This window comes from Pseudomonas sp. FBF18 (genome assembly GCF_024261405.1).
Lineage (GTDB): Bacteria > Pseudomonadota > Gammaproteobacteria > Pseudomonadales > Pseudomonadaceae > Aquipseudomonas > Aquipseudomonas palmensis.
In genome coordinates this window covers 17,112-42,831 of record NZ_QKRS01000006.1, presented here as the reverse complement: position 1 = coordinate 42,831, position 25,720 = coordinate 17,112, and the positions used below count along the sequence as shown (strand labels likewise).

At 65.2% G+C, this 25,720-nt stretch carries 25 protein-coding genes; 8 read left to right on the top strand and 17 right to left on the bottom strand.

Annotated elements, in window-relative coordinates; all coding sequences use genetic code 11:
- Positions 1-6: 6 nt before the first annotated feature.
- Positions 7-1,629 carry a methyl-accepting chemotaxis protein gene (locus tag DN387_RS11455; protein WP_043863205.1) on the bottom strand — a complete coding sequence of 541 codons (1,623 nt, stop codon included), beginning with the start codon at positions 1,627-1,629 and terminating at the stop codon, positions 7-9.
- Between the two features lie 136 nt (positions 1,630-1,765).
- Positions 1,766-2,485 (bottom strand): tellurite resistance TerB family protein, encoded by a 720-nt coding sequence (locus DN387_RS11450; protein ID WP_054915019.1) that lies wholly within the window; start codon positions 2,483-2,485, stop codon positions 1,766-1,768.
- Positions 2,486-2,660: 175 nt separating this feature from the next.
- Between DN387_RS11450 and ydcS the strand changes: the two genes are divergently transcribed.
- From ydcS to DN387_RS11425, 5 genes are all read left to right on the top strand, one after another.
- Positions 2,661-3,812: a putative ABC transporter substrate-binding protein YdcS gene (ydcS, locus tag DN387_RS11445; RefSeq protein WP_054915020.1), complete on the top strand. Its 1,152-nt coding sequence runs from the start codon at positions 2,661-2,663 to the stop codon at positions 3,810-3,812.
- Positions 3,813-3,922: 110 nt separating this feature from the next.
- On the top strand, positions 3,923-4,963 hold the full coding sequence (locus DN387_RS11440; RefSeq protein ID WP_054915021.1) for an ABC transporter ATP-binding protein: 1,041 nt from the start codon (positions 3,923-3,925) through the stop codon (positions 4,961-4,963).
- Position 4,964: 1 nt separating this feature from the next.
- On the top strand, positions 4,965-5,870 hold the full coding sequence (locus tag DN387_RS11435) for an ABC transporter permease (RefSeq protein WP_054915022.1): 906 nt from the start codon (positions 4,965-4,967) through the stop codon (positions 5,868-5,870).
- Complete coding sequence (locus tag DN387_RS11430) at positions 5,860-6,669, top strand: ABC transporter permease (protein ID WP_054915023.1); 810 nt, start codon at positions 5,860-5,862, stop codon at positions 6,667-6,669. Before DN387_RS11435 ends, DN387_RS11430 begins: the two co-directional genes overlap by 11 nt.
- 24 nt (positions 6,670-6,693) lie before the next feature.
- Positions 6,694-8,118 (top strand): gamma-aminobutyraldehyde dehydrogenase, encoded by a 1,425-nt coding sequence (locus tag DN387_RS11425; protein WP_054915024.1) that lies wholly within the window; start codon positions 6,694-6,696, stop codon positions 8,116-8,118.
- Between the two features lie 65 nt (positions 8,119-8,183).
- Here the strand turns inward: DN387_RS11425 and DN387_RS11420 are convergent, their stop codons facing one another.
- From DN387_RS11420 to DN387_RS11410, 3 genes are all read right to left on the bottom strand, one after another.
- Complete coding sequence (locus tag DN387_RS11420) at positions 8,184-9,290, bottom strand: NADH:flavin oxidoreductase/NADH oxidase (protein WP_043863198.1); 1,107 nt, start codon at positions 9,288-9,290, stop codon at positions 8,184-8,186.
- A gap of 107 nt (positions 9,291-9,397) precedes the next feature.
- Complete coding sequence (gene recJ / locus DN387_RS11415) at positions 9,398-11,107, bottom strand: single-stranded-DNA-specific exonuclease RecJ (RefSeq protein ID WP_054915025.1); 1,710 nt, start codon at positions 11,105-11,107, stop codon at positions 9,398-9,400.
- Between the two features lie 45 nt (positions 11,108-11,152).
- Positions 11,153-11,695, bottom strand: coding sequence for a YaeQ family protein (locus DN387_RS11410; RefSeq protein ID WP_054915026.1), 543 nt, complete (start codon positions 11,693-11,695; stop codon positions 11,153-11,155).
- A gap of 153 nt (positions 11,696-11,848) precedes the next feature.
- Here DN387_RS11410 and DN387_RS11405 point away from each other — a divergent pair, with 153 nt between their 5' ends.
- Both DN387_RS11405 and DN387_RS11400 read left to right on the top strand, forming a co-directional pair.
- Positions 11,849-13,048, top strand: coding sequence for a CaiB/BaiF CoA-transferase family protein (locus tag DN387_RS11405; RefSeq protein ID WP_043863195.1), 1,200 nt, complete (start codon positions 11,849-11,851; stop codon positions 13,046-13,048).
- A gap of 8 nt (positions 13,049-13,056) precedes the next feature.
- Positions 13,057-13,914: a TIGR02285 family protein gene (locus tag DN387_RS11400; protein ID WP_043863194.1), complete on the top strand. Its 858-nt coding sequence runs from the start codon at positions 13,057-13,059 to the stop codon at positions 13,912-13,914.
- Between the two features lie 171 nt (positions 13,915-14,085).
- Here the strand turns inward: DN387_RS11400 and DN387_RS11395 are convergent, their stop codons facing one another.
- The 6 genes from DN387_RS11395 to xerD form a co-directional block, all read right to left on the bottom strand.
- On the bottom strand, positions 14,086-14,373 hold the full coding sequence (locus tag DN387_RS11395; RefSeq protein ID WP_054915027.1) for a DUF3509 domain-containing protein: 288 nt from the start codon (positions 14,371-14,373) through the stop codon (positions 14,086-14,088).
- Positions 14,374-14,490: 117 nt separating this feature from the next.
- A complete protein-coding gene (locus tag DN387_RS11390; protein WP_054915028.1) occupies positions 14,491-14,889 on the bottom strand; it encodes a response regulator in 399 nt (132 codons plus the stop codon).
- A 227-nt stretch (positions 14,890-15,116) separates the two neighbouring features.
- Entirely contained in the window at positions 15,117-16,526 is a 1,410-nt protein-coding gene (thrC, locus tag DN387_RS11385; protein ID WP_054915029.1) for a threonine synthase, read from the bottom strand.
- A 27-nt stretch (positions 16,527-16,553) separates the two neighbouring features.
- A complete protein-coding gene (locus DN387_RS11380) occupies positions 16,554-17,858 on the bottom strand; it encodes a homoserine dehydrogenase (protein ID WP_043863191.1) in 1,305 nt (434 codons plus the stop codon).
- Between the two features lie 81 nt (positions 17,859-17,939).
- Positions 17,940-18,677 (bottom strand): bifunctional protein-disulfide isomerase/oxidoreductase DsbC, encoded by a 738-nt coding sequence (gene dsbC, locus DN387_RS11375; RefSeq protein WP_054915030.1) that lies wholly within the window; start codon positions 18,675-18,677, stop codon positions 17,940-17,942.
- Positions 18,678-18,828: 151 nt separating this feature from the next.
- Positions 18,829-19,725 carry a site-specific tyrosine recombinase XerD gene (gene xerD / locus DN387_RS11370; protein ID WP_054915031.1) on the bottom strand — a complete coding sequence of 299 codons (897 nt, stop codon included), beginning with the start codon at positions 19,723-19,725 and terminating at the stop codon, positions 18,829-18,831.
- Between the two features lie 68 nt (positions 19,726-19,793).
- Between xerD and DN387_RS11365 the strand changes: the two genes are divergently transcribed.
- On the top strand, positions 19,794-21,596 hold the full coding sequence (locus DN387_RS11365; RefSeq protein ID WP_054915032.1) for a sodium:proton antiporter: 1,803 nt from the start codon (positions 19,794-19,796) through the stop codon (positions 21,594-21,596).
- A gap of 21 nt (positions 21,597-21,617) precedes the next feature.
- On the opposite strand, the gene DN387_RS11360 is transcribed toward DN387_RS11365, so the two are convergent.
- The 6 genes from DN387_RS11360 to ffh all read right to left on the bottom strand — a co-directional run bounded on the left by DN387_RS11360 (position 21,618) and on the right by ffh (position 25,679).
- The gene (locus DN387_RS11360; protein WP_043863187.1) at positions 21,618-22,025 is read right to left on the bottom strand and encodes an acyl-CoA thioesterase; all 408 of its coding nucleotides are present in this window, start codon (positions 22,023-22,025) and stop codon (positions 21,618-21,620) included.
- A gap of 96 nt (positions 22,026-22,121) precedes the next feature.
- Entirely contained in the window at positions 22,122-22,472 is a 351-nt protein-coding gene (gene rplS / locus DN387_RS11355) for a 50S ribosomal protein L19 (RefSeq protein ID WP_043863186.1), read from the bottom strand.
- 42 nt (positions 22,473-22,514) lie between these two features.
- Positions 22,515-23,267 (bottom strand): tRNA (guanosine(37)-N1)-methyltransferase TrmD, encoded by a 753-nt coding sequence (gene trmD, locus DN387_RS11350; RefSeq protein ID WP_043863185.1) that lies wholly within the window; start codon positions 23,265-23,267, stop codon positions 22,515-22,517.
- Positions 23,268-23,270: 3 nt separating this feature from the next.
- Positions 23,271-23,807: a ribosome maturation factor RimM gene (gene rimM / locus DN387_RS11345; RefSeq protein ID WP_043863184.1), complete on the bottom strand. Its 537-nt coding sequence runs from the start codon at positions 23,805-23,807 to the stop codon at positions 23,271-23,273.
- A gap of 5 nt (positions 23,808-23,812) precedes the next feature.
- Positions 23,813-24,064, bottom strand: coding sequence for a 30S ribosomal protein S16 (rpsP, locus tag DN387_RS11340; protein ID WP_028942918.1), 252 nt, complete (start codon positions 24,062-24,064; stop codon positions 23,813-23,815).
- Positions 24,065-24,302: 238 nt separating this feature from the next.
- Entirely contained in the window at positions 24,303-25,679 is a 1,377-nt protein-coding gene (gene ffh, locus DN387_RS11335; protein WP_043863183.1) for a signal recognition particle protein, read from the bottom strand.
- Between the last annotated feature and the right edge of the window lie 41 nt (positions 25,680-25,720).

Sequence of the window (25,720 nt, the reverse complement as noted above, 5' to 3'; positions counted from 1 at the left end):
GGGGCTTCAGACTTTGAACCGCGACACACCACCACGAAGGCCGACCGCTACCTGGCTCAGCTCGTCGATGGCGAAACTGGCCTGGCGCAGCGACTCCACGGTCTGGCTGCTGGCATCGCCCAGCTGCGCCAGTGCATGGTTGATCTGCTCGGCACCGGTGGCCTGGGCCTGCATGCCTTCGTTGACCATCAGCACCCGTGGCGCCAGCGCCTGCACCTGGTGGATGATCTGGGTCAGTTGCTCGCCCACCTGCTGCACCTCGGCCATGCCGCGACGCACTTCCTCGGAAAACTTGTCCATGCCCATCACCCCGGCCGACACCGCCGACTGGATCTCGCGCACCATCTGTTCGATATCGTAGGTGGCCACGGCGGTCTGGTCGGCCAGGCGACGCACCTCGGTGGCCACCACGGCAAAGCCGCGGCCATATTCGCCGGCCTTCTCGGCCTCGATGGCGGCGTTGAGCGACAGCAGGTTGGTCTGGTCGGCGACCTTGACGATGGTGACCACCACCTGGTTGATGTTGCCGGCCTTCTCGTTGAGGATCGCCAGCTTGTTGTTGACCAGGTCGGCCGCGCCCATCACCTGGTGCATGGTCTCTTCCATGCGCGCCAGGCCCTGCTGGCCGGAGCCGGCCAGTACCGAGGCCTGGTCGGCGGCGCTGGTGACCTCGGTCATGGTGCGCACCAGGTCCCGGGAGGTGGCGGCGATTTCCCGCGAGGTGGCACCGATTTCGGTGGTGGTGGCGGCCGTTTCGGTGGCGGTGGCCTGCTGCTGCTTGGAGGTGGCGGCAATCTCGGTCACCGAGGTGGTGACCTGCACCGACGAGCGCTGGGCCTGGGACACCAGCGTGGTCAGCTCGCTCATCATTTCGTTGAAGCCGGTTTCCACCGCGCCGAATTCATCCTTGCGGTCCAGGCTCAGGCGCACGCTGAGGTCACCGCCGCGCAGCTTGTCCAGCGCCCGCACGATCAGTTGCATGGGGCCGGTGATGGCGCGCATCAGCATCAGGCCGCAGATGCCGGCTGCAATGATCGCCAGCACCAGCGAGATCATCATGCTGACCTTGGCCGTGGTCACCGCGCTGACGATGGCACCGGTGGCCTGCTCGGCCGACACCCGGTTGCCTTCGATCACCGTGTTCAGGTGCTTGCGGCCCTCGTTCCAGGCCGGGGTCATGCTGTCCTGCAGCAGGCGCTGGGCCTCGGCGTAGTTCTTCTGCCGGTAGGCCTCCAGCACGCTGTCGAGCAGCTTCAGGTAGCCCTGCTCCAGGCGCACGAACTCCTCGTAGCTGGACTGGTCTTCGGAGGACTGGATGGTCTTCTGGTAATCGGCCATGTTCTGCTTGAGGCGATCCTCGAAGCTCTTGTACAGCTCGGCGTCGGCATTGGTCAGCTCGCGGTGGTTGCTCAGGCCGAGCAACTGCTGGGTGTTGACGTAGCTGTCGACCCAGGCGCTGCGGATCATCGAGCTGTAGTACACGCCAGGGATGCTGTCCGAACGCACCGCCTCCTCACTGGACTCGATCGCCACCAGGCGCGAGTAGGCAGCGACCACCATCAACAGCATGATGGCAATGATCATGGCGAAGCTCGCCAGGATGCGTTGGCGCAATGTCCAGTTCTTCACAGTCAGCCCTCAAGGATTCTACGCGAGCAGAAAAATGCGCAGATTATAGCCCACGCACCTTATCTGCACGCGCTCTGGATCAAGACGGCTCGGGCAAAATGGCCTGCGCGATGGCCATATGCCCGCATTTGCTGACTCAGGCCTGGCGAACCTGTTTTTCCAGCTCGGCCTTGAGGGCCGGGTCGAGCTTGAGCTGCTTGGCCAGCTCGTCGAGGTAGGCGCGCTCCATGAAGTGTTCCTCGTCCACCAGCATGACGCTGGCGATGTACATCTCGGCCGCCATTTCCGGCGTTGTGGCGGCGCGGGCGACGTCGGCCGGGTCCAGCGGTCGGTTGAGTTCGGCATGCAGCCACTGTTGCAGCTCGTGGTCGTTGTCGAGCTTGACGAACTCGCCTTCGATCAGCGCCTTCTCGCGCTCGTCGACATGCCCGTCGGCCTTGGCCGCAGCCACCAGCGCCTTGAGGATGGCCTGGCTGTGCAATTCGACCTGGGCGGCAGGCAGGCGGTCGAGGGTCTGCGGTTCGCGCTGCGGCGCACTGCCCTGCTGGGCCTGCCAGTTGCCGTAGGCCTTGTAGGCCAGCACACCGAGGGCGGCCAGGCCACCATAGGTGAGCGCCTTGCCCCCCAGGCTGCGCGCCTTCTTGTTGCCCAGCAGCAGGCCCATCGCGCCCGCCGCCAGCGCACCACCGCCGGCACCGGAGAGCAGCCCGCCCAGGCCACCGCCACCGGCGCCGCCGAGCAACCCACCCAGCCCGCCACTGCCCCCTGGCTTGGCGCTGGCACCTTTGCCGGCCTGGTTCTGCAGCAGCTCCTGGCCGGACTTTAGCAACTGGTCGAGCAAACCTCGGGTGTTCATCTGAACGTCCTCAACAAGGAAATGAAACGCCAGAGTAAAGCCTGACCTGCGTCGTCACGCTGCGCATTTGCTTCTGGATGTTGCATTCGCGGGAACGCACTACGCTAGTAGGGAATGCACCGCTGCAGCACCGTCATCACTGCCCCTGCACAATTCCAATAAAAGAGGGAACATCATGCTTGTGCACACCACCGCATTGCTTGGCGCCCTGGGCGCCGGGATCCTCGCCAGCGCCAGCCTGCAGGCCGCCGAGCCGCTCAAGGCCGTGGGTGCCGGCGAAGGGCAACTGGACATCGTGGCCTGGCCCGGCTACATCGAGCGCGGCGAGAGCGACAAGGCCTACGACTGGGTCAGCGGTTTCGAGCAGGACACCGGCTGCAAGGTGAGCGTCAAGACTGCCGCCACCTCCGACGAGATGGTCAGCCTGATGACCAAGGGCGGCTACGACCTGGTGACCGCGTCGGGCGATGCCTCGCTGCGCCTGATTGCCGGCAAGCGTGTGCAGGCGATCAACACCGACCTGATCCCCAACTGGAAGCACCTCGACCCGCGCCTGAAGGACGGCCCCTGGTACGTGGTCGACGCCAAGGTCTACGGCACGCCGTACCAGTGGGGGCCGAACGTGCTGCTGTACAACACCGAGGTGTTCAAGCAGGCGCCCACCAGCTGGGGCGTGGTGTTCGAGCCGCAGGACCTGCCGGACGGCAAGCCGAACAAGGGCCGTGTGCAGGCCTATGACGGGCCGATCTACATCGCCGATGCGGCGCTGTACCTGAAGACGGCCAAGCCGGAACTGGGCATCGACAACCCCTACGAGCTCAACGAAACCCAGTACAAGGCGGTGCTCGACCTGTTGCGCCAGCAACGCCCCCTGATTCACCGCTACTGGCATGACGCAACCGTGCAGATGAGCGACGTCAAGAACGAAGGCGTGGCGGCTTCCAGCTCCTGGGGCTACATGGTCAATGGGCTCAAGGACGACAAGCAGCCGGTGGCCTCGACCATCCCCAGGGAAGGCGCCACCGGCTGGGCCGATACCACCATGCTGCACGCCGAGGCCAAGCACCCCAATTGCGCCTACAAATGGATGGACTGGTCGCTGCAGCCCAAGGTGCAGGGCGACGTGGCGGCGTGGTTCGGCTCGTTGCCGGTGGTGCCGGCGGCGTGTTCGGGCAGTGAACTGCTGGGGGCCGACGGGTGCAAGACCAACGGTTTCGACCTGTTCGACAAGATCGCGTTCTGGCGCACGCCGCAGGCGCAAGGGGGCAAGTTCGTGCCCTATAGCCGCTGGACCCAGGACTACATCGCGATCATGGGCGGCCGTTAGGGCCTCTTCGCCGTCAAGGCCGGCCCCTGCAGGCGACTCGCACACCTGAAGGGGCCGGCCTTGACGGCAAAGCGAGCGCACCGCCCTCGCAGAACCGTGGAGTACCTCGCATGCCCCCAGCCGTACAGTTCACCCAAGTGTCCCGCCTGTTCGGCGAGGTCAAGGCCGTCGACCGGGTCTGCATCGACATCGAAGACGGCGAGTTCTTCTCCATGCTCGGCCCTTCGGGCTCGGGCAAGACCACCTGCCTGCGCCTGATCGCCGGGTTCGAACAACCCAGCCACGGCTCGATTCGCATCCACGGCGTGGAAGCCACCGGCCTGCCGCCCTACCAGCGCGACGTCAACACGGTCTTCCAGGACTACGCGCTGTTCCCGCACATGAACGTGCGCGACAACGTGGCCTACGGGCTCAAGGTCAAGGGCGTGGCCAAGGCCCAGCGCCATGCCCGCGCCGAAGAGGCCCTGGGCATGGTGGCCCTGGCCGGCTACGGCGAGCGCAAGCCGGTGCAGTTGTCCGGCGGGCAGCGCCAGCGCGTGGCCCTGGCCCGCGCGCTGGTCAATCGTCCCCGGGTACTGCTGCTGGACGAGCCCCTCGGCGCGCTGGACCTCAAGCTGCGCGAGCAGATGCAGGGCGAGCTGAAGAAGCTCCAGCGCCAGCTGGGCATCACCTTCATTTTCGTCACCCACGACCAGACCGAGGCGCTGTCGATGTCCGACCGCGTGGCGGTGTTCAACCGCGGGCGCATCGAACAGGTCGACACGCCGCGCAACCTCTACATGCAACCGGCCACCCCCTTCGTTGCCGAGTTCGTCGGCACTTCCAACGTGCTGCGCGGCGAGCTGGCCCAACACCTGGTGGCCAGCCCGCAGCCGTTCTCGATCCGCCCGGAACACATTCGCCTGAGCGCGTCGGCCATCCCGGGCGACGTCCTCCAGCTCAGCGGCGTGCTGCACGATATCCAGTACCAGGGCAGCACCACCCGCTACGAACTGCAGCTGGACAACGGCCAGTTGCTGGCGGTGAGCCAGGCCAACAGCCAGTGGCATGCCGACGCCGCCCCCTGGCAACCCGGCCAGCGCCTGCACGCCCACTGGCCGCGCGAGGCCATGACCGCGCTGCGCGAAACCGTGCTCGACGAGTGCCGCTGAGATGATGCGGCGCCTGGCCACCCTGCTCTACCGTCGCCCCAACCTGTACCTGGCGATGCTGTTGATACCGCCGCTGATCTGGTTCGGCGCGATCTACCTGGGCTCGCTGCTGGCGCTGCTGTGGCAAGGTTTCTACACCTTCGACGACTTCACCATGGCGGTGACGCCCGAGCTGACCCTGGCCAACTTTGCCGCGCTGCTGCAGCCATCCAACTTCGACATCATCCTGCGTACTCTGGGCATGGCGGTGGCGGTATCGATCGCCAGCGCGGTGCTGGCGTTTCCCATCGCCTACTACATGGCCCGCTACACCCGCGGCAGCACCAAGGCGTTCTTCTACATCGCGGTGATGATGCCGATGTGGGCCAGCTACATCGTCAAGGCCTATGCCTGGACCCTGCTGCTGGCCAAGGGCGGGGTGGCCCAGTGGTTCGTCCAGCAGCTGAACCTGGAGCCACTGCTGCAATGGCTGCTCGGCATTCCCGGGGTGGGCGGCAGCACCCTGTCGACCTCGCACCTGGGGCGCTTTATGGTGTTCGTGTACATCTGGCTGCCGTTCATGATCCTGCCGATCCAGGCCGCGCTGGAGCGCCTGCCGCCCTCGCTGCTGCACGCCTCGGCCGACCTTGGCGCACGCCCGCGCCAGACGTTCGTGCAGGTGACCCTGCCGCTGGCGGTGCCGGGCATCGCCGCCGGCTCCATTTTCACCTTCTCGCTGACCCTGGGCGATTTCATCGTGCCGCAGCTGGTGGGCCCGCCCGGCTACTTCATCGGCAGCATGGTGTACGCCCAGCAAGGCGCCATCGGCAACATGCCGATGGCCGCCGCCTTCACCCTGGTACCGATCATGCTGATCGCCGTGTACCTGACCCTCGTCAAACGCCTGGGAGCCTTCGATGCACTCTGACAACGCCTCGCCGGGGCTGCGCCTGGCCGCCTGGGGCGGGCTGCTGTTCCTGCACTTTCCGATCCTGATCATCGTGCTGTACGCCTTCAATACCGAAGACGCGGCCTTCAGCTTTCCGCCCCGGGGCCTGACCCTCAAGTGGTTCGGCGTGGCGTTTTCGCGCCCCGACGTGCTCGAGTCGATCAAGCTTTCGCTGCAGGTGGCGTGCCTGGCCACGCTGATCGCCCTGGTGCTTGGCACCCTGGCCGCCGCGGCCCTGTACCGGCGCAGCTTCTTCGGCAAGGAGAGCCTGTCGCTGATGCTGATCCTGCCCATCGCCCTGCCCGGCATCATCACCGGCATCGCCCTGCTGTCGGCGTTCAAGACCCTGGGCATCGAGCCCGGGATCTTCACCATCGTGGTGGGCCACGCCACCTTCTGCGTGGTGATCGTCTACAACAACGTCATCGCGCGTCTGCGGCGCACCTCGCAGAACCAGATCGAGGCGTCGATGGACCTGGGCGCCGACGGCTGGCAGACCTTTCGCTACATCGTGCTGCCCAATCTGGGGTCGGCGCTGCTGGCGGGCGGCATGCTGGCGTTCGCGCTGTCGTTCGACGAAATCATCGTGACCACCTTCACCACCGGCCACGAACGCACCCTGCCGATCTGGCTGCTCAACCAGCTCAGCCGCCCGCGCGACGTGCCGGTGACCAACGTGGTGGCCATGCTGGTGATGCTGGTGACCATGCTGCCGATTCTGGGCGCCTACTACCTGACCCGTGGCGCCGAGAACGTGACCGGCAGCGACGGCAAATGACCTGAACCAGGAGGATCGAACACCATGCAAACCCGACTGCTGATCAACGGCCAGCTCGTCGCCGGCGAAGGCCCGGCCCACAGCGTGCTCAACCCCGCGCTGGGCAGCGTGCTGGTGGACATCAACGAGGCCAGCCAAGCGCAGGTGGATGCGGCGGTGCGCGCCGCCGACCATGCCTTCGACGGCTGGTCGCAGACCGCACCGAAAGACCGCGCCGCACTGCTGCTCAAGCTGGCCGACCTGATAGACGCCCATGCCGGGGAGCTGGCCAGGCTGGAATCGGACAACTGCGGCAAGCCCTACCCGGCCGCGCTGAACGACGAACTGCCGGCAATCGCCGACGTGTTCCGCTTCTTTGCCGGGGCCAGCCGCTGTCTGGGCGGCTCGGCGGCGGGCGAGTACCTGGCGGGGCACACTTCGATGGTGCGCCGCGACCCGCTGGGTGTGGTGGCGTCCATCGCGCCGTGGAACTACCCGCTGATGATGCTGGCATGGAAGATCGCCCCGGCCCTGGCCGCCGGCAACACCGTGGTGCTCAAGCCTTCGGAACAGACCCCGCTGACCGCCCTGCGCCTGGGCGAACTGGCGGCCGAGCTGTTTCCGGCCGGGGTGCTCAACATCCTGTTCGGCAAGGGCCAGAGCGTAGGTATGCCCCTGGTTACCCACCCCAAGGTGCGCATGGTGTCGTTGACCGGCTCGATCGCCACCGGCAGCCAGATCATCACCGGCACCGCCGACAGCGTGAAACGCCTGCACATGGAACTGGGCGGCAAGGCCCCGGTGATCATCTTCGACGATGCCGACATCGACGCTGCGGTGGAAGGCATTCGCACCTTCGGCTTCTACAATGCCGGGCAGGACTGCACCGCGGCCTGCCGGATCTACGCCCAGGCCGGCATCTACGACACCTTCGTGAACAAGCTCGGCGAGGCGGTGGCCAGCCTCCGGCACGGGTTGCAGGACGACCCGGACACCGAACTCGGGCCGCTGATCAGTGCCGCACACCGCGACCGGGTGGCAGCGCTGGTGGAGCGCGCCGTGGCCCAGCCGCATATTCGCCTGGTCACCGGCGGCAAGGCGGTGGTGGGCGACGGGTTCTTCTTCGAGCCGACGGTGCTGGCCGACGCCCAGCAGGATGACGAGATCGTGCGCCGCGAGGTATTCGGGCCGGTGGTGTCGGTGACCCGCTTCGAAGACGAAGCGCAGGCGCTGGCCTGGGCCAACGATTCGGACTACGGCCTGGCCTCGTCACTGTGGACCGCCGATGTCGGCCGCGCCCACCGGGTGTCCGCCCGGTTGCAGTACGGCTGCACCTGGGTCAACACGCACTTCATGCTGGTCAGCGAAATGCCCCACGGCGGGCAGAAGCTGTCGGGCTACGGCAAGGACATGTCGATGTATGGGCTGGAGGACTACACCTGCGTGCGGCATGTGATGTTCAGGCATTGAGGCCCACGGCGCAGGCAGGCGTTACCTGCGCAGGAGGGCCGCTCGGCGGCCCTTTGGCATAGCCTTCAGTCGCGCAGGTCGGACTCGTGGATCGGCTGGTCGCGGTGGGTCGCACGCTGGTACTGCGCCGGCCATATGGCCTTCTGCCCGCCCAGGTCATCGTCGGCATGCAGCGGCCAGTACGGATCGCGCAGCAGCTCGCGGGCCAGCAGGATGATGTCGGCCTGGCCGGTGCGCAGAATGTGCTCGGCCTGGGCCGGCTCGGTGATCATGCCCACCGTGCCGGTGGCGATCCCCGATTCCTTGCGCACCCGCTCGGCAAAGCGTGTCTGATAGCCAGGCCCGGTGGGAATCTCGGCATTCATCGAGGTGCCCCCCGACGAAACGTCGATCAGGTCGGCGCCCAGGGCCTTGAGGCGCTTGGCCAGTTCGACGGTTTCATCCGGGTTCCAGCCATCCTCCACCCAGTCGGTGGCCGATACCCGCACGAACAGCGGCAACTCCGACGGCCACACCTCGCGCACCGCCTCGGTCACCTGCAGGGTCAGGCGAATGCGGTTCTCGAACGAGCTGCCGTACTGGTCGCGACGCTGGTTGCTCAATGGCGAGAGAAACTGGTGCAGCAGGTAGCCATGGGCGGCATGCACCTCCACGACCTTGAAGCCGGCCACCAGTGCACGCCGGGCGGCCTCGACAAAGGCCTGGATCACCTCGTGGATCTGCCCTTCGCTCAATTCGGTGGGCGCCGTGTGCTGCGGGTCGAAGGCGATTTTCGACGGCCCCACCGGCACCCAGCCACCGTCCTCGGGCTTGACGCTGCCGTGCTTGCCCAGCCACGGCCGATGCGTGCTGGCCTTGCGCCCGGCGTGCGCCAGCTGAATGCCGGGCACCACGCCCTGGGCTGTGATGAAGCGGGTGATGCGTTGCAGGGGGGCGATCTGTTCGTCGCACCACAGGCCCAGGTCCTGGGCGGTGATGCGGCCCTCGGCCGTGACGGCGGTGGCTTCGGTGAAGATCAACCCGGCACCGCCGACCGCGCGGCTGCCCAGGTGGACCAGGTGCCAGTCGTTGGCCAGGCCGTCGACGCTCGAATACTGGCACATCGGCGAGACCGCAATGCGGTTGGGCAGCGTCAGTTGACGCAGGGTATAGGGCTCAAGCAGCAGGCTCATGGGGCACCTCTCCAGTCTCCGAATGGTGGACCGGACCGAGCGCCTTGGCTTCCCCGCGGCTCAGTGCCGGTCTCTGAGAGACTAGACCAGTTTGCCCACCCAGGGGTTCAGCGCGGCTCGATGTGGGCGATCATCAACTGCACCGTCTCGTTGCCGCGAAACTCGTTGACGTCCAGCTTGTAGGCCAGCTCCACCCAGCGCACGGTGGGGTTGGGCCATACCTCGCGGTCGATGCCGAAGGCGATGCCGTCGAGGGTCACCGAACCGCATTCGCTCTTGAGCACCACCTTCAGGTGACGCTCGCCCACCACCCGCTGCTGCACCAGCTGGAACACGCCATGAAACAGCGGCTCGGGAAAATGCTGCCCCCACGGCCCGGCGTTGCGCAGGGCGCGGGCCAGCTCCAGGTGGAACTCCTCGACCGCCAGGCTGCCGTCGGACAGCAGCCGGCCGGTGAGGTCGTCCTCCTGCAACTGGCGGCGGACTTCTTCGTCGAACGCCTGGGCGAACGCCGGGAAGTTCTCGGCCGGCAGCGACAGCCCCGCCGCCATGGCGTGCCCGCCGAACTTGCTGATCAGCTCCGGGTTGGCCGCCGCCACGGCGTCCAGCGCATCGCGAATGTGAAAGCCCGGCACCGAGCGCGCAGAGCCCTTGAGCATGCCGTCGCCGGCGTCGGCAAAGGCGATGGTCGGGCGGTGATAACGTTCTTTCAGACGCGAGGCCAGAATGCCGATCACGCCCTGGTGCCAGTCAGCCTCGTACAGGCACAGGCCGAACGGCATCGACTCCAGCGGCAGGTCCTTGAGCTGGGCCAGCGCCTCGCGCTGCATGCCCTGTTCGATGGACTTGCGGTCCTGGTTCAGTTCGTCCAGCTGCACCGCCATCTCGCGGGCCAGGCTCGGGTCGTCGCTGAGCAGGCATTCGATGCCCAGGCTCATGTCGTCCAGGCGCCCGGCAGCATTGAGCCGCGGGCCCAGGATGAAGCCCAGGTCGGTGGAGGTGATGCGCGCCGCTTCGCGCCGGGCCACCTCGAGAATCGCCTTGAGCCCCGGGCGCGCACGACCGGCACGGATGCGCTCCAGGCCCTGGTGCACGAGGATGCGGTTGTTGGCATCCAGCGGTACCACGTCGGCCACGCTGCCCAGCGCCACCAGGTCGAGCAGCTCGCCGATGTTCGGCTGCGGGCGGTCGTCGTAGCGGCCCAGGCTGCGCAGGCGCGCACGCAGCGCCATCAATACGTAGAAGATCACCCCGACCCCGGCCAGTGCCTTGCTCGGAAACTCGCAGCCCGGCTGGTTGGGGTTGACGATGGCATCGGCCGCCGGCAGCGCATGGCCCGGCAAGTGGTGGTCGGTGACCAGCACCTTCAGGCCGGCCGCCTTGGCCGCCGCCACGCCTTCGACGCTGGAGATGCCGTTGTCCACGGTGATCAGCAGCTGCGGCGTGCGCTGCAGTGCCACCTCGACGATTTCCGGGGTCAGCCCGTAACCGTATTCGAAACGGTTGGGCACCAGGTAGTCGACGTGCGCGGCGCCCAGCAGGCGCAGGCCCAGCACGCCCACGGTGCTGGCCGTGGCACCGTCGGCGTCGAAGTCGCCGACGATCAGGATGCGCTGGCGCTGGTCCAGTGCCTCCACCAGCAGGTTTACCGCCGCGTCGATACCCTTGAGCTGCTGATAGGGCAGCAGGCGTGCCAGGCTCTTGTCCAGCTCGACGGCGCTCTGTACGCCACGGGCGGCGTACAGGCGGGTCAGCAGGGGCGGCAGGTCGCCAAGAAACGGCAGGGTGGACGGCAGTGAACGCGGTTCGATACGCATGGAGTGATCAAGGCTTCTCTGGTTTGAAAAAGGTCGGCGGGCGGATCAGCCGCGCTCGCCCAGCAGCCATTGCAGCTGGACTTCGTGCTGGCCGCGGTCGTCGGTGACGAACACCGTGCCTTCGCTGATCATCACATCCCACTTGATGGCGCGTGGCATGTCCTTGGCCAGGACTTCCAGCACCTCTTGCGGCACGGCGGCGATGTTGAGGTTCTTCAGGTTCTTGACCGCCGGGATCACCTTGGTTTCCCATACCCGCAGGCTGCCGTAGGCCAGCAGGCTGGTGCGCTCGGTGCGGCGCGAGCACCAGGTCAGGCGGTCGGCATCGGGCTGGCCGACTTCGATCCAGTGCAGCACCCGGTCATCCAGGCTTTTTTCCCACAGCGCCGGCTCGTCGACGTCCGACAGGCCGCGACCGAACGACAGCTGCTCGTTGTACCAGAGGGCATAGGCCAGCAGGCGCACGGCCATGCGCTCTTCGGTTTCCGAAGGGTGGCGGGCGATGGTCTGCTTGACGCTTTCGTACACGCCGCGGTCGAGATCGGTGAGGTTCAGTTCAAACTTGTAGGTGGTGGACGGCTGGGCCATGGACGGGCTTCTGGTAACAGGAAAAGTCGCCCAGTCTAACCGATGCGCTGGCAATCAACGAACCGAACCGTACAATCTGCGGCCAACAGCAGTATCTGCCGCTGCCGCCCTGTGATAAAAACTAGCGCTCTGCCCTGCTGCCACGGAAGCCCCATGTCGTTGCCCACCAAACCGCTTGCCGGCCTCAAAGTCATCGAACTCGGCACCCTGATCGCCGGCCCCTTCGCCTCGCGCATCTGCGCCGAATTCGGCGCCCAGGTGGTCAAGGTCGAATCGCCCGATGGCGGCGACCCGCTGCGCAAATGGCGCAAGCTGTACGAGGGCACCTCGCTGTGGTGGTTCGTGCAGGCGCGCAACAAGCAGTCGCTCACGCTCAACCTCAAGCACCCCGAAGGCCTGGCCATTCTCAAGCAGCTGCTGGGCGAGGCCGACATCCTGATCGAGAACTTCCGCCCCGGCGTGCTGGAAAAGCTCGGCCTGGGCTGGGAGGTACTGCACGCGCTGAACCCGAAGCTGGTGATGGTACGCCTGTCCGGCTTCGGCCAGACCGGGCCGATGAAAGACCAGCCCGGCTTCGGCGCGGTCGGCGAGTCGATGGGCGGGCTGCGCTACATCACAGGTTTCGAGGACCGCCCGCCGGTACGCACCGGCATTTCCATCGGCGACTCGATTGCCGCGCTGTGGGGCGTGATCGGCGCACTGATGGCGCTGCGTCATCGCGAGGTCAACGGGGGCCAGGGCCAGGTGGTCGACGTGGCCCTGTACGAGGCCATCTTCGCGATGATGGAGAGCATGGTGCCGGAGTTCGACGTATTCGGCTTCATCCGCGAGCGCACCGGCAACATCATGCCGGGCATCACCCCCTCCTCCATCCATACCAGCGCCGATGGCAAGCATGTGCAGATCGGCGCCAATGGCGATGCGATCTTCAAACGCTTCATGCAGGCCATCGGGCGCGACGACCTGGCCGCCGACCCGGCGCTGGCCAGCAATGACGGGCGCGACCTGCGCCGCGACGAGCTGTATGCGGTGATCGACCGCTGGGCCCGCAGCGTGCCGCTGGACACCCTGATGCAGGTGCTCAACCAGGCCCAGGTGCCGGCCAGCCGCATCTACTCGGCCGAAGACATGTTCAGCGACCCGCAGTTTCTCGCCCGCGAGATGTTCCTCCAGGCCAGGCTGCCCGACGGCAAGCCGTTCAAGATGCCGGGCATCGTGCCCAAGCTGTCGGACACCCCAGGCTCCAGCGAGTGGGTGGGGCCGGCGCTGGGCGAGCACACCGCGCAGTTGCTGGGCGAGCTGGGCTATGACGCGGCGCAGATCGCCCATCTTCGCGAACAGGGCGCGGTCTGAGTCGCGCCATGTGCTGCAACCTGCACGGCGCACTGCTGGCTGTGCTGCTGAGCCTGCTGCCTGCCTCGAGCTGGGCCAAGGAAACCCTCACCTGGCTGTTGCGCGACCTGCCGCCGCTGACCGTGTTCGAGGGCCCCAAAACCGGCCAGGGCGCCATGGACCAGCTGCTGCCGCTGCTCATCGCGCAGATGCCCGAGTACCAGCACAGCATCGTGCGGGTCAACCGCGCGCGCGGCATGCAGATGCTCCAGGAACCCTCCTTCACCTGCGACCCCACGCTGCTGCGAACCCCGGAGCGCGAGCGCTTCGTGAAGTTCTCGATACCGGCGCTGGCTGCGCAGAGCAACATGGTGATTGCCCGCCAGAGTGACCAGGCAAGCCTTGCGCCGTACCTGCACGATGGCGAAATCGACCTGGACGCCCTGCTGGCAAGCAACACGCACAAGCTCGGTGTCGTCGGCCAGCGCAGCTACAGCCCCGCCGTGGACGCGATACTGGCCAACGCCCCGCCCGCCACCATCAGCCGCCATTACGGCAACGATGCGGTGGGCAGCCTGCTGCAGATGCAGCAGCTGGGGCGCCTGAACCTGCTGCTGGCCTACTGGCCGGAAGTGCGCTACATGAACGAAAAGCAGCCGCAGCCCCAGGCCCTGACGTACTTCCCGATCAAGGGCGTGGCGCGCTACCAGCTGACCTACGTGGGTTGCTCCGACACCCCGCTGGGCCGCGAGGCCATCAGCCACCTCGATCAGTTGCTGCGCAACCTGCGCCTGCAGACCCTGGCGCCGCTGTATGCACAATGGCTAGAGCCCGACCAGCGCAAGACCTACCTCGATGCGGCGCGCGAGCTGCTGAGCCAGCACTGACCCCGGCACGCGCTTTTACGCAGGCAAAAAGAAACCCCGAGCGGTGGGGAGGCCGTCGGGGTTAAACGAGGGCTGCTTGGAGCCTCGCACGAACAGCCTGGCGGCATCGGAGCAAAATGCCGTTCAACTGTCCTTAAGCTGTCTGAGTACCTGTCTGGACAAAGGTTCCCGTCACGCCGCAACGATTTGCGCGCGGCCCTGGCGGGCATGTTTGAGGGCTGCGATCACGCAGGGTTGCAGGCGCCCTTCGTGGATGCGCAGGTCACGTTGGATACCGTCCACCAGGTCGATGAGCAGGCGCTGGTCATGCAGCTGGCTGGCCTTGACACTGCGCTGCAGCACGGTGTCGCCGGCAGGGTCGACCAGCTGCAGGTCGAAGTCGGCACTGGCATGCCGGGAGGTCAGCGTGACCTGATAGGGCGTCAATGCTTCACTTAGCAACAAGCTGATATTGTCCATCCATTCACCGTTCACGTTGTTGTTGAAGGGGGTCTTTCACTGACCCTCGGCACAGGCTGAAAGTTCTGCCGCGGCGCGCTGCACGTTCATCGAGCATGCCCGGTGCACATGACAGATTCATGCCACGGGCCCGGCCTCCGGGTGTTGCAGCAGCAAGGGGTGCAACTGGCTGGGGCTGGCTGGCGCGGGGGTGCTGCCCAGCACCCGCAGGCCCGACAGCTCGATCAGTTCGACAACCCCCTGGAGCACGCTGCGCCTGGCGCCACTGAGGACAATCAGGGCACTGGCAAGGCCGTGCAGCGCCAGGTGCTCGACGAAGCCCATGCCATCGTGCTCGGGCGACAGCGGGTCACAGATGACGATATCCACCGGCCCCCGTCGTTCGAGCACACCGTGCGCCTGGAGGGTCGTTTCAGCCACGCGCACGTCGTAGATGCCCAGGCCATTGAGCATCTGGTGCAGGTTCATCAGCCGATAGGCATGAGGCTCCAGAAGCAGAACCTTGAGTGAGCGCATGGGCGACTCCGGATTGGACGGGCGCCCACTCTAGGAAAGCCCGCGCGGGCGTCCCATAGGAAAAATCCGAAACCAGGGGGCGGCAACGTCCTCGTGTCGCCACGGTATCGACGCGTCGCGTCGGTTCGCCAGCAAGCCAGGTTCCTGCCGTGGCATGGCGGGCCGCGCAACAAAAAGCCCCGGGGCTTGCGCACCGGGGCCTGGTTCAACGCTGCATACCGCTGCCGTCAGAGCGGCTTGCCACGGTTGCCGTGCTGGCTGACGAAGGCCTGCACCGCTTTCAGGTCGTTGGGCAGTACCGTGCATTTCTCCTCGCGGGAGAACAGGTCGGTCAGGTGCGCCGGCAGCTCCAGGGCCTTGCCCACGCCCGCCTTCTCCACCGCCTCGGGGAACTTGACCGGGTGCGCGGTACCCAGCACCACCATCGGCGTGTCCAGGCTGCGACGGCACTCGCGGCCGGCCTTGACGCCAATCGCGGTGTGCGGGTCGAGCACTTCGCCGGTTTGCGCGAACACGTCGGCGATGGTCTCGCAGGTTTGCGCATCATCCACCGCCAGCGAATCGAACAGCTTGCGCGCCTCGGTCCAGCGGTCTTGCTCGACGCTGAAGCCGCCACCCTGCTTGAAGGTGTCCATCAGGCCGGCAATCTCGGCGCCATTGCGACCGTGCAGGTCGAACAGCAGGCGCTCGAAGTTCGACGACACCATGATGTCCATCGACGGCGACAGGGTGGCGTGCAGGGTTTCCTTGACGTACTGGTTGCCGCTCATGAAGCGGTGCAGGATGTCGTTGCGGTTGGTTGCCACGATCAGCTGGCTGATCGGCAGGCCCATGTTGCGCGCCAGGTAACCGGCGAAGATGTCGCCGAAGTTGCCGGTAGGCACCGAGAACGCCACCGAACGCGCCGGGCCACCCAACTGCAGGGCGGCGTGGAAGTAGTACACGATCTGGGCCATGATCCGCGCCCAGTTGATCGAGTTCACGGCCACCAGGCGGGTGCCCTTGAGGAAGCCCTGGTCGGCGAAGCTGGCCTTGACCATCTCCTGGCAGTCGTCGAAGTTGCCTTCGATGGCGATGTTGTGGATGTTCTCGCCGAAGATGGTGGTCATCTGGCGGCGCTGAACTTCCGACACACGCTGGTGCGGGTGCAGGATGAAGATGTCGACGTTGTCGCAACGCCGGCAGCCTTCGATGGCAGCCGAACCGGTGTCACCGCTGGTGGCACCGATGATCACCACGCGCTCGCCGCGCTTGGCCAGCACGTGATCGAGCAGGCGGCCGAGCAGTTGCAGGGCGAAGTCCTTGAACGCCAGGGTCGGGCCGTGGAACAGCTCCAGCACCCACTCGTTGCTGTTCAGCTGACGCAGCGGGGCAACCGCGGCGTGGGCGAACTCGCCGTAGGTTTCTTCGAGGATCTTCTTGAAGTCGGCATCGGCAATGGAGCCGGTGACGAACGGGCGCATCACCCGGAAGGCCAGCTCGTGGTACGGCAGGCCGGCCCACGAGGCGATTTCTTCCTGGGTGAAGCGCGGCAGGTTTTCCGGCACGTACAGGCCGCCATCGCTGGCCAGGCCGGCCAGCAGGACATCTTCAAAATTCAGGGCCGGTGCCTTGCCGCGGGTACTGATGTAACGCATGACCTATTCCTCTAACTCAAAGACGGCTCAGTTCAGTTGTTCGACGCGGATGCGCACAACGCTGCCAACCACATCCTGCAGGGCTTCCAGGGCGGTGATCGCATCGTCCATGCGCTGCTCGAGCACGCTGTGGGTGAGCAGGATCATCGGCACCAGGCCATCGTGCTCCTCGACTTCCTTCTGCATGATCGACTCGATATTGATGCCGCGCTCGGACAGGATGCTCGCCACCTGGGCCAGCACGCCCGGACGATCCTTGGCCTGGATGCGCAGGTAGTAGGCGCTCTCGCAGGCTTCGATCGGCAGGATCGGGTGAGCCGACAGCGAGTCGGGCTGGAAGGCCAGGTGCGGCACGCGGTTTTCCGGGTCGCTGGTCATGGCACGGACCACGTCGACCAGGTCGGCGATCACCGACGAGGCGGTCGGTTCCATGCCGGCGCCGGCGCCGTAGAACAGGGTGGAGCCTGCGGCGTCACCGTTGACCATCACCGCGTTCATCACGCCGTTGACATTGGCGATCAGGCGGTCGGCCGGAATCAGCGTCGGGTGCACGCGCAGTTCGATGCCATTGGCCGTGCTGCGGGCCACGCCCAGGTGCTTGATGCGGTAGCCCAGCGCTTCGGCGTAGTTCACGTCGGCCGTGGTCAGCTGGGTGATGCCTTCGGTGTAGGCCTTGTCGAACTGCAGCGGGATACCGAAAGCGATGGACGCCAGGATGGTGAGCTTGTGCGCGGCGTCGATGCCCTCGACGTCGAACGTCGGGTCGGCCTCGGCATAGCCCAGCGCCTGGGCTTCGGCCAGCACGTCGGGGAAGGTGCGGCCCTTCTCGCGCATTTCGGTGAGGATGAAGTTGCCGGTGCCGTTGATGATACCGGCCACCCAGTTGATGCGGTTGGCCGACAGGCCTTCGCGGATCGCCTTGATCACCGGGATGCCGCCGGCCACGGCCGCTTCGAAGGCGACGATGACGCCCTTCTCGCGCGCCCTGGCGAAGATCTCGTTGCCGTGCACGGCAATCAGCGCCTTGTTGGCGGTGACCACATGCTTGCCGTTCTCGATGGCCTTGAGCACCAGCTCGCGGGCAATGGTGTAGCCGCCAATCAGTTCAATGACGATATCGATCTCGGGGTTGCTCGCGACCTCGAACACATCAGCGGTAATGGGGGTACCGGTAATCTGGCAGTTCGGGTTTGGCGTACGCATGGCGATTTGTGCCACTTCGATTCCACGCCCGGCGCGGCGGGCAATCTCCTCGGCGTTACGCTGAAGTACATTGAAGGTACCGCCACCGACGGTCCCCAACCCACAGATGCCTACTTTGACCGGTTTCACTGTGAACTCCCCATTGAACGACCGGCCATGCGCCGGTCGAAAAAACAGCCGTCTCCCCATGGTGACGGCTCACTGATTGAATTACTTGCTTGCGGTCAATGCCAGCTTGGCCACTTGCGGCGCCGGCTGATAACCCGGGATCACCTGACCGTCCTCGAGCACGATGGCCGGTGTGCCGTTGACGCCGATCGACTGCCCCATCTGGAACTGCCTGCTGACCGGGTTCTCGCACTTGGCGGCCTTGATTTCCTTGCCGTCGACCATCTTGTCCATGGCCGCCTTGCGGTCGGTGGAACACCATACCGCCTGCAGCTGCTGGTCACCCGACGAGCCCAGGCCCTGACGCGGGAAGGCCACGTAGCGCACCTCGATGCCGCGCTTGTTCAGCTCGGGCACTTCGGCATGCAGCTTGTGGCAGTACGGGCAGGTGGTGTCGGTGAACACGGTGATGTGCGACTTGGTTTCGCCCTTGGCAGGGTAAACCACCATTTCGGAAGCCGGAATCGCATTGATGGTCTTGGCGATGGCCACGCGCTCGGCCTTTTCGGTCAGGTTGACCGGCTTGCCGTCCTGGATCTGGAACAGATAGCCCTGTACCAGGAACTGGCCGTCGGCGCTGGCGTACAGCACACGGCCGCCCTTGAGCTTGACCTCGTACAGGCCGTTGACCGGGCTGGCAGCGATGCTGTCGACCGGTATTTCCGACTCCAGCGACTGCAGCGACTTGCGAATCGCCTGCTCGGCATCGTTGGCCGCAGCCACGGCGAAGGAACTGGCCAGCGCCAGGGCGGCGGCGGCTAAAATCTGGGTCACGCGCATGAAAACTCCTGAAGGCGGACAGGGGGCCGAAAGCGGAACAGGCGTACCGAAAAACGGCCGCGATCCAGGGCCCGGGTGTAAACCGCGAAAGCGTACCACATTCGCCGCCCTGCATTGACTGCTGGCGACGCATGCAATGTGCGATCAGCGCTCAGCCGCGAGGGTGATGACGGGCATGCAGTTCCTGCAGGCGGGCGCGGGCCACATGGGTGTAGATCTGGGTGGTCGACAGGTCGCTGTGGCCCAGCAGCATCTGCACCACGCGCAGGTCGGCGCCGTGGTTGAGCAGGTGGGTGGCGAAGGCATGGCGCAGGGTGTGCGGCGACAGCGCCTTGCCGATCCCGGCCACCTGGGCCTGGTGCTTGATGCGGTGCCAGAAGGTCTGGCGGGTCATCTGCTCGCCACGCTGGCTGGGGAACAGGACATCGCTGGGGCGGCCGTTGAGCAGTTCGACGCGGCCGTCGCGCAGGTAACGTTCTACCCACACCACCGCCTCCTCCCCCATCGGCACCAGGCGCTCCTTGCTGCCCTTGCCCATCACCCGCAGCACGCCCTGGCGCAGGTTGACCTGATCGAGGGTCAGGCTCACCAGCTCGGTGACGCGCAGCCCGCAGGCATACAGCACCTCGAGCATGGCGCGGTCGCGCTGGCCGATGGCCTCGCCAAGGTCGGGAGCCTTCAACAGGGCCTCCACATCGGCCTCGGACAGCGACTTGGGCAACGGCTTGCCCAGTTGCGGCATGTCGACCTGCAGGGTCGGGTCGAGGGCGATCAGCTTCTCGCGCAGCAGGTAGCGATAGAAGCCACGCGCGCCCGACAGGAACCGCGCCGTGGAACGGGGCTTGTAGCCCTGGTCGAGGCGCCATGCCAAGTGGTCCAGGATCAGCTCGCGACCGGCATCGGGCAACGCCATGCCCCGCTCCTGGAGCCAGCCGTTGAACAGGGCCAGGTCGCTGCGGTAGGACGCTCGGGTGTTGTCGGAGAGCCCCTTCTCCAGCCACAGGGCGTCGAGGAACTGGTCGATCAGCGGGTGGTCGATGGCGGGCATGAAGACTCGGTGGTAGGCCGTAAAAATACCGCTAGTCTTCCATAACACCGCCGGCATAGGGAGCCCGAATGAACGAACAAGAGATATTGCTGGCATTCGGCGGGATCGGTGTCGCGGCCCTGGGCTGCCAGTGGCTGGCCTGGCGGCTGAAGCTGCCGGCGATCCTGTTCCTGCTGCTCAGCGGCATAATGGCCGGGCCGATCCTGGGTTGGCTCGACCCGCAGGAACTGTTCGGCCCGCTGCTGATGCCGCTGGTGTCGCTGGCGGTGGCGCTGATCCTGTTCGAGGGCAGCCTGACCCTGCATCTGTCGCAATGGCGCGAGATCGGCACGGTGGTGCGGCGCATGGTGACCCTCGGCGCGCTGTCCACCTGGGTGGTGATCAGCGCGGCCACCCACTGGCTGCTGGGGTTCGACTGGCTGCTGGCGATCCTGTTCGGCACCCTGACCCTGGTCACCGGGCCGACCGTGATCGTGCCGATGCTGCGGGTGGTACGGCCCAAGGCGGCGGTGGCCAACATCCTGCGCTGGGAAGGCATCGTCATCGACCCGATCGGCGCCCTGCTGGCGGTGGTGGTGTACAGCTTCATCATTGCCAGCGCCGCTGGCGACGGCCTGAGCCAGAGCCTGCTGACGTTCGCCGGGGTGATCCTGTGCGGCAGCGCCTTCGGCGTGGCCGGTGGCTGGCTGCTGGGCCAGGTGATCCGCCATCAATGGCTGCCCGAGTACCTGCACAACCTGGCCTCGCTGGCAGCGGTGCTGGGGATCTTCATCGCCTCCAACCAGGTGATGCACGAGTCGGGGCTGCTGGCGGTGACCCTGATGGGCATGTGGCTGGCCAACATGAAGGGCGTGGATGTGCGCCAGATCCTGCACTTCAAGGAGAACCTCAGCGTGCTGCTGATCTCCGGCCTGTTCATTCTGCTGGCGGCGCGCCTGGACCTGAATGCCCTGCTCGGCCTGGGCCCTGCGGTGCTGGCCCTGCTGCTGGTGATCCAGCTGATTGCGCGGCCGCTGAACGTGGCGCTGTCGACCTGGGGCTCGCAGCTCAACTGGCGCGAGCGTGCGCTGCTGGCCTGGATCGCTCCGCGCGGCATCGTGGCCGCGGCAGTGTCGGCGATTTTCGCGATACGCCTGGACGAGGCCGGGCACGCGGGGGCCTTGCTGCTGGTGCCGCTGACGTTCGCGGTGATCATCGGTACGGTGGTGCTGCAAAGCGCCACGGCGCGGCCGCTGGCGCGCCTGCTCAAGGTGGCCGAGCCTGCCCCCAGCGGGTTTCTGATCGTGGGCGCCAACGCGCCGGCCAGGGCCCTGGGCACGGCCTTGCAACAACTGGGCAGCCGGGTGCTGCTGGCCGATTCGAGCTGGGAGAACATCCGCGCGGCGCGCATGGAGGGGTTGCCGACCTATTTCGGTCACCCGGCCTCGCAGCATGCCGATGCGCACCTGGACCTTGTAGGCCTGGGGCACCTGCTGGGGCTGTCGCCGGCGGGCGAGCTCAACACCCTGGCATGCACGCGCTTTCGACATGATTTCGGGCATCAGCGCCTGTTCGTGCTGGCCAGCGGGCTGGAGCGCCAGCGCAGCGACAAGCACCGCGCCAGTGACGAACATCGCGGGCGCCTGTTTGGCAGCCAGGCGTTGACCTATGTGCAACTGGCCAACCTGTTCAATCAGGGCGCCGAGCTGTACACCACGCACCTGACCGAGGCGTTTGGCTGGGCGGACTACCAGGCGTTGCATGGCGATCGCGCGACCTTGCTGTTTGCCCGCGATGCCAGTGGCTGGGTGTATGTGGTAGGGCCGGATACGGCGTTGAAACCGGGGCCTGGGTGGACGCTGGTGGCGCTGGTCCAGCCGCAGGCAGGTTGATCGCGCGGGCTTGTTGGCCGTTCAGAAGCCGGGCAACACCGGCACCGGCCGCTTGTCTTCATCGATGGCGACGAAGCTGAACAACCCGTGAATCGCCTTCTCGCGACTGTCGCAGCTCATGCTTTCGACAAACACCTCCACCTCGACCTTCAGGCTGGTGGTACCCACCTTGACCACCGTCCCCACCAGTTCCACGATCGAGCCGGCGGCAATCGGGTGCTTGAAATCGATGCGGTCGGTCGACACCGTCACCAGCGGCAAGCGGCAGAAGCGCGTGGCGGCAATGAACGACACCTCGTCCATCCACGCCAGCGCGGTGCCGCCGAACAGGGTGTTGTGATGGTTGGTGGTCGAGGGGAACACCGCCTTGGTCACGCGGGTCACCGACAACTGGGTACGGCGCTGGATCTCTTGCTCTCTACTGTTCATGACATCTCTGAAACACGAATGACGGACAACAAAAAAGCAGCCCGAAGGCTGCTTTCTTTTCGCATGGCGGTCCCGTGCCCGCCGGTCAAACTAGCCTCAGGCCAGTTTTTCCTTGATGCGAGCGGCTTTGCCGGACAGGTCGCGCAGGTAGTACAGCTTGGCTTTACGCACGTCACCACGACGTTTCACGGCCAGGCTGTCGATCTGCGGGCTGTAGGTCTGGAAAGTACGCTCTACGCCAACACCGTTGGAGATTTTACGAACAGTGAAAGCACTGTTCACACCACGGTTACGCTTGGCGATAACAACACCTTCGAACGCCTGCAGACGCGAACGGTCGCCTTCCTTCACTTTCACCTGAACGACAACAGTGTCGCCTGGGGCAAAGGTCGGGATCTCTTTGGTCATCTGCTCGGCTTCGAGTTGCAGAATGATTTTGTTGGTCATGCTGTGCTCCTAAGATAGGTCGTCAGACCCACCATCGATACGTTAACTATCGTCCCGCTCTCGGAGATACTCCTCGAGCAGCTTCTTCTCTTCTCCAGAAAGTGAGCGACTTTCCAGAAGATCGACGCGTCGTTCATAGGTCCGCCCAAGGGACTGCTGTAAACGCCAGCGCCGGATGTGTGCATGGTTGCCACTGAGCAACACGTCGGGAACACGCTGATCCGCATACACCTCCGGTCGGGTGTAGTGCGGGCAATCGAGCAGACCATCGGTGAAGGAGTCTTCCTCCGCCGAGTCCGCATGCCCTAAAGCTCCGGGCAGCAGCCGCGTAACCGCATCGATCAGGACCATCGCCGGCAGCTCGCCGCCAGACAGTACATAGTCGCCAATCGACCACTCTTCATCGACATGAGCCTGAATGAACCGCTCGTCAATGCCTTCATAACGACCTGCGATGAGAATCAACGACTCTGCATTCGCCAGTTCGCGTACCGCCGACTGATTCAGCTGACGGCCTTGTGGCGACAGGTAGATCACCTTCGCCGCTTCCCCTGCCTGCTGCCTGGCCTGAACCAGCGCATCTTCCAGGGGCTTGATCTTCATCACCATGCCCGGACCACCGCCAAACGGCCGATCATCCACGGTGTGGTGGCGATCTGTGGTGTAGTCCCGCGGATTGTGGCAGGTCAGTTGCAACAACCCCTGCTTCACCGCGCGGCTGGTAATGCCGTACTCACTGATGGCCGAGAACATCTCGGGGAACAACGTAATGACTTCGACACGAAGGCTCGCCATCGTCTAGAAGTCCGCGTCCCATTCCACCCTCATTTCGCCTGCAGCCAGGTCGACCTTCAACACGCACTGCCCGGTATAGGGCAACAGGCGTTCACGATCATCCAGACTGCCCACGCAGGGCTTGACCACCATTACATCGTTCGCGCCGGTCTCCAACAGGTGATCAACCGTGCCGAACAGCTGTTCGTCCTGGTTGATGACTTTCAGACCTACCAACTGGTACCAGTAGTACTCGTCTTCGGTCAGGTCGGGCAAAAGGCTACGCGAGATGCAAATCTCGTAACCGCTCAGAAGACGGGCTTCATCGCGATCGTCGAGGCCTTTGAGCTTGGCAACCAGATCCTTTTGAGTGGATCGGCCGCTGACCAGCTCGACCTGCTTGACCACACCTTCGCGCCGGAGCGTCCAGTTGCGGTAATCCAACAGGTTTTCAATCGGATCGGTAAAGGAAAAGACCTTCACCTCGCCGCGAACGCCGTGAACCGAAAAAATCTTGCCAACAACGATCAGGTCATCAGCTTTTTCTGGCGTCGCGCTCATACTATTCAGGCAGCAGCCTTAGCAGCATCTTTCAGCAGTTTTGCAACGCGCTCGGATGGCTGTGCGCCAACGCTCAGCCAGTGAGCAACGCGATCCTGCTTAACGGACAGGCGAACTTCCTGGCCACGAGCGATAGGGTTGAAGAAACCAACCTGCTCGATGTGCGAACCGGTAACCGGGTTACGCGAGTCGGTCACGGTCAGGGTGTAGAATGGGCGCTTTTTGGAGCCGCCACGGGCAAGACGGATGGTTAGCATAGAACATCGTTCCTGTAGTCGGTGCTGCAAATCATAATGCACAGCGGGCACACGGGTGCCCGAAAGGCCGCATATTCTCAAGGAATACACGGACTTTTGCAAATGCCTTTTAACGGCGAGCGACAAGCCGCCGTGCTGATCTGCGAATGAGCCGCTTCTGTATATAGAAGGCGGCACGGGTCCCGCCAGCGGCGGGGTTCCGGTCGGTGCCCCACGGGAGGCACCGGCCTGAATGTGGTTACAGCTTGGGCATGCCGCCGCCAGGCAGCATGCCGCCAAGGCCGCGCATCATCTTCGACATGCCGCCCTTGGTGGAAAACTTCTTCATCATCTTCTGCATCTGCTTGTGCTGCTTGATCAAGCGGCCGATGTCCTGCACCTGGGTGCCCGAGCCCATGGCGATGCGGCGCTTGCGCGAACCACTGATCAGCTCGGGGTCGCGGCGCTCGGCCGGGGTCATGGAGTTGATGATCGCCTCCATCTGCTTGAACTGCTTCTCTGCCGCGCCCTGGGCATTGCCCATCTGCGACAGGTTGACGCCGCCGATGCTCGGCATCTTGTCCATCAGGCCGCTCAGGCCGCCCATGTTCTTCATCTGCTGCAGCTGGTCGCGGAAGTCCTCGAGATCGAAGCCCTTGCCCTTCTTCAGCTTCTTGGCCAGCTTGTCGGCCTTTTCCTTGTCCAGGGTCTGCTCGGCCTGCTCGATCAGGCTGAGCACGTCGCCCATGCCCAGGATCCGCGAGGCAATGCGGTCCGGGTGGAACGGTTCGAGCGCTTCGCTCTTCTCGCCCATGCCGATGAACTTGATCGGCTTGCCGGTGATCGCGCGTACCGACAGCGCGGCACCGCCACGGGCATCACCGTCGACCTTGGTCAGGATCACGCCGGTCAGCGGCAGCGCCTCGCCAAACGCCTTGGCGGTGTTGGCGGCGTCCTGGCCGGTCATGGCATCGACCACGAACAGGGTCTCGATCGGCTTGACCGCAGCGTGCAGCTGCTTGATCTCGCCCATCATCTCGGCATCGATGTGCAGACGCCCGGCGGTGTCGACGATGACCACGTCGATGAACTTGAGCTTGGCTTCGCGAATCGCCGCCTCGGCGATGGCCACCGGCTTCTGGGTGATGTCCGACGGGAAGAAGGTCACGCCGATGTCGTTGGCCAGGGTTTCGAGCTGCTTGATGGCCGCCGGACGGTACACGTCGGCCGACACCACCATCACGCTCTTCTTCTTGCGCTCCTTGAGAAAGCGCGCCAGCTTGCCGGCGGTGGTGGTCTTGCCCGCACCTTGCAGACCGGCCATCAGCACCACGGCAGGCGGCGCGCTGTTGAGCGCGAGGTCTTCGTTGGCCGCGCCCATCAGCTCTTCGAGTTCGGCCTGGACGATCTTCACGAACGCCTGGCCAGGCGTCAGGCTGCGCGACACCTCGGTGCCGACCGCGCGTTCCTTGACCTTGTTGACGAAATCCTTGACCACCGGCAGGGCGACGTCGGCCTCGAGCAACGCCATGCGCACTTCGCGCAGGGTGTCTTTAATATTGTCCTCGGTGAGCTTGGCTTTACCGGTGACATGGCGCAGCGTCTGTGACAGACGGTCGGTCAGGTTTTCAAACATGGGGATCCTTTCAGGCTCTGTAGAACCGAGGTTTATCAGCT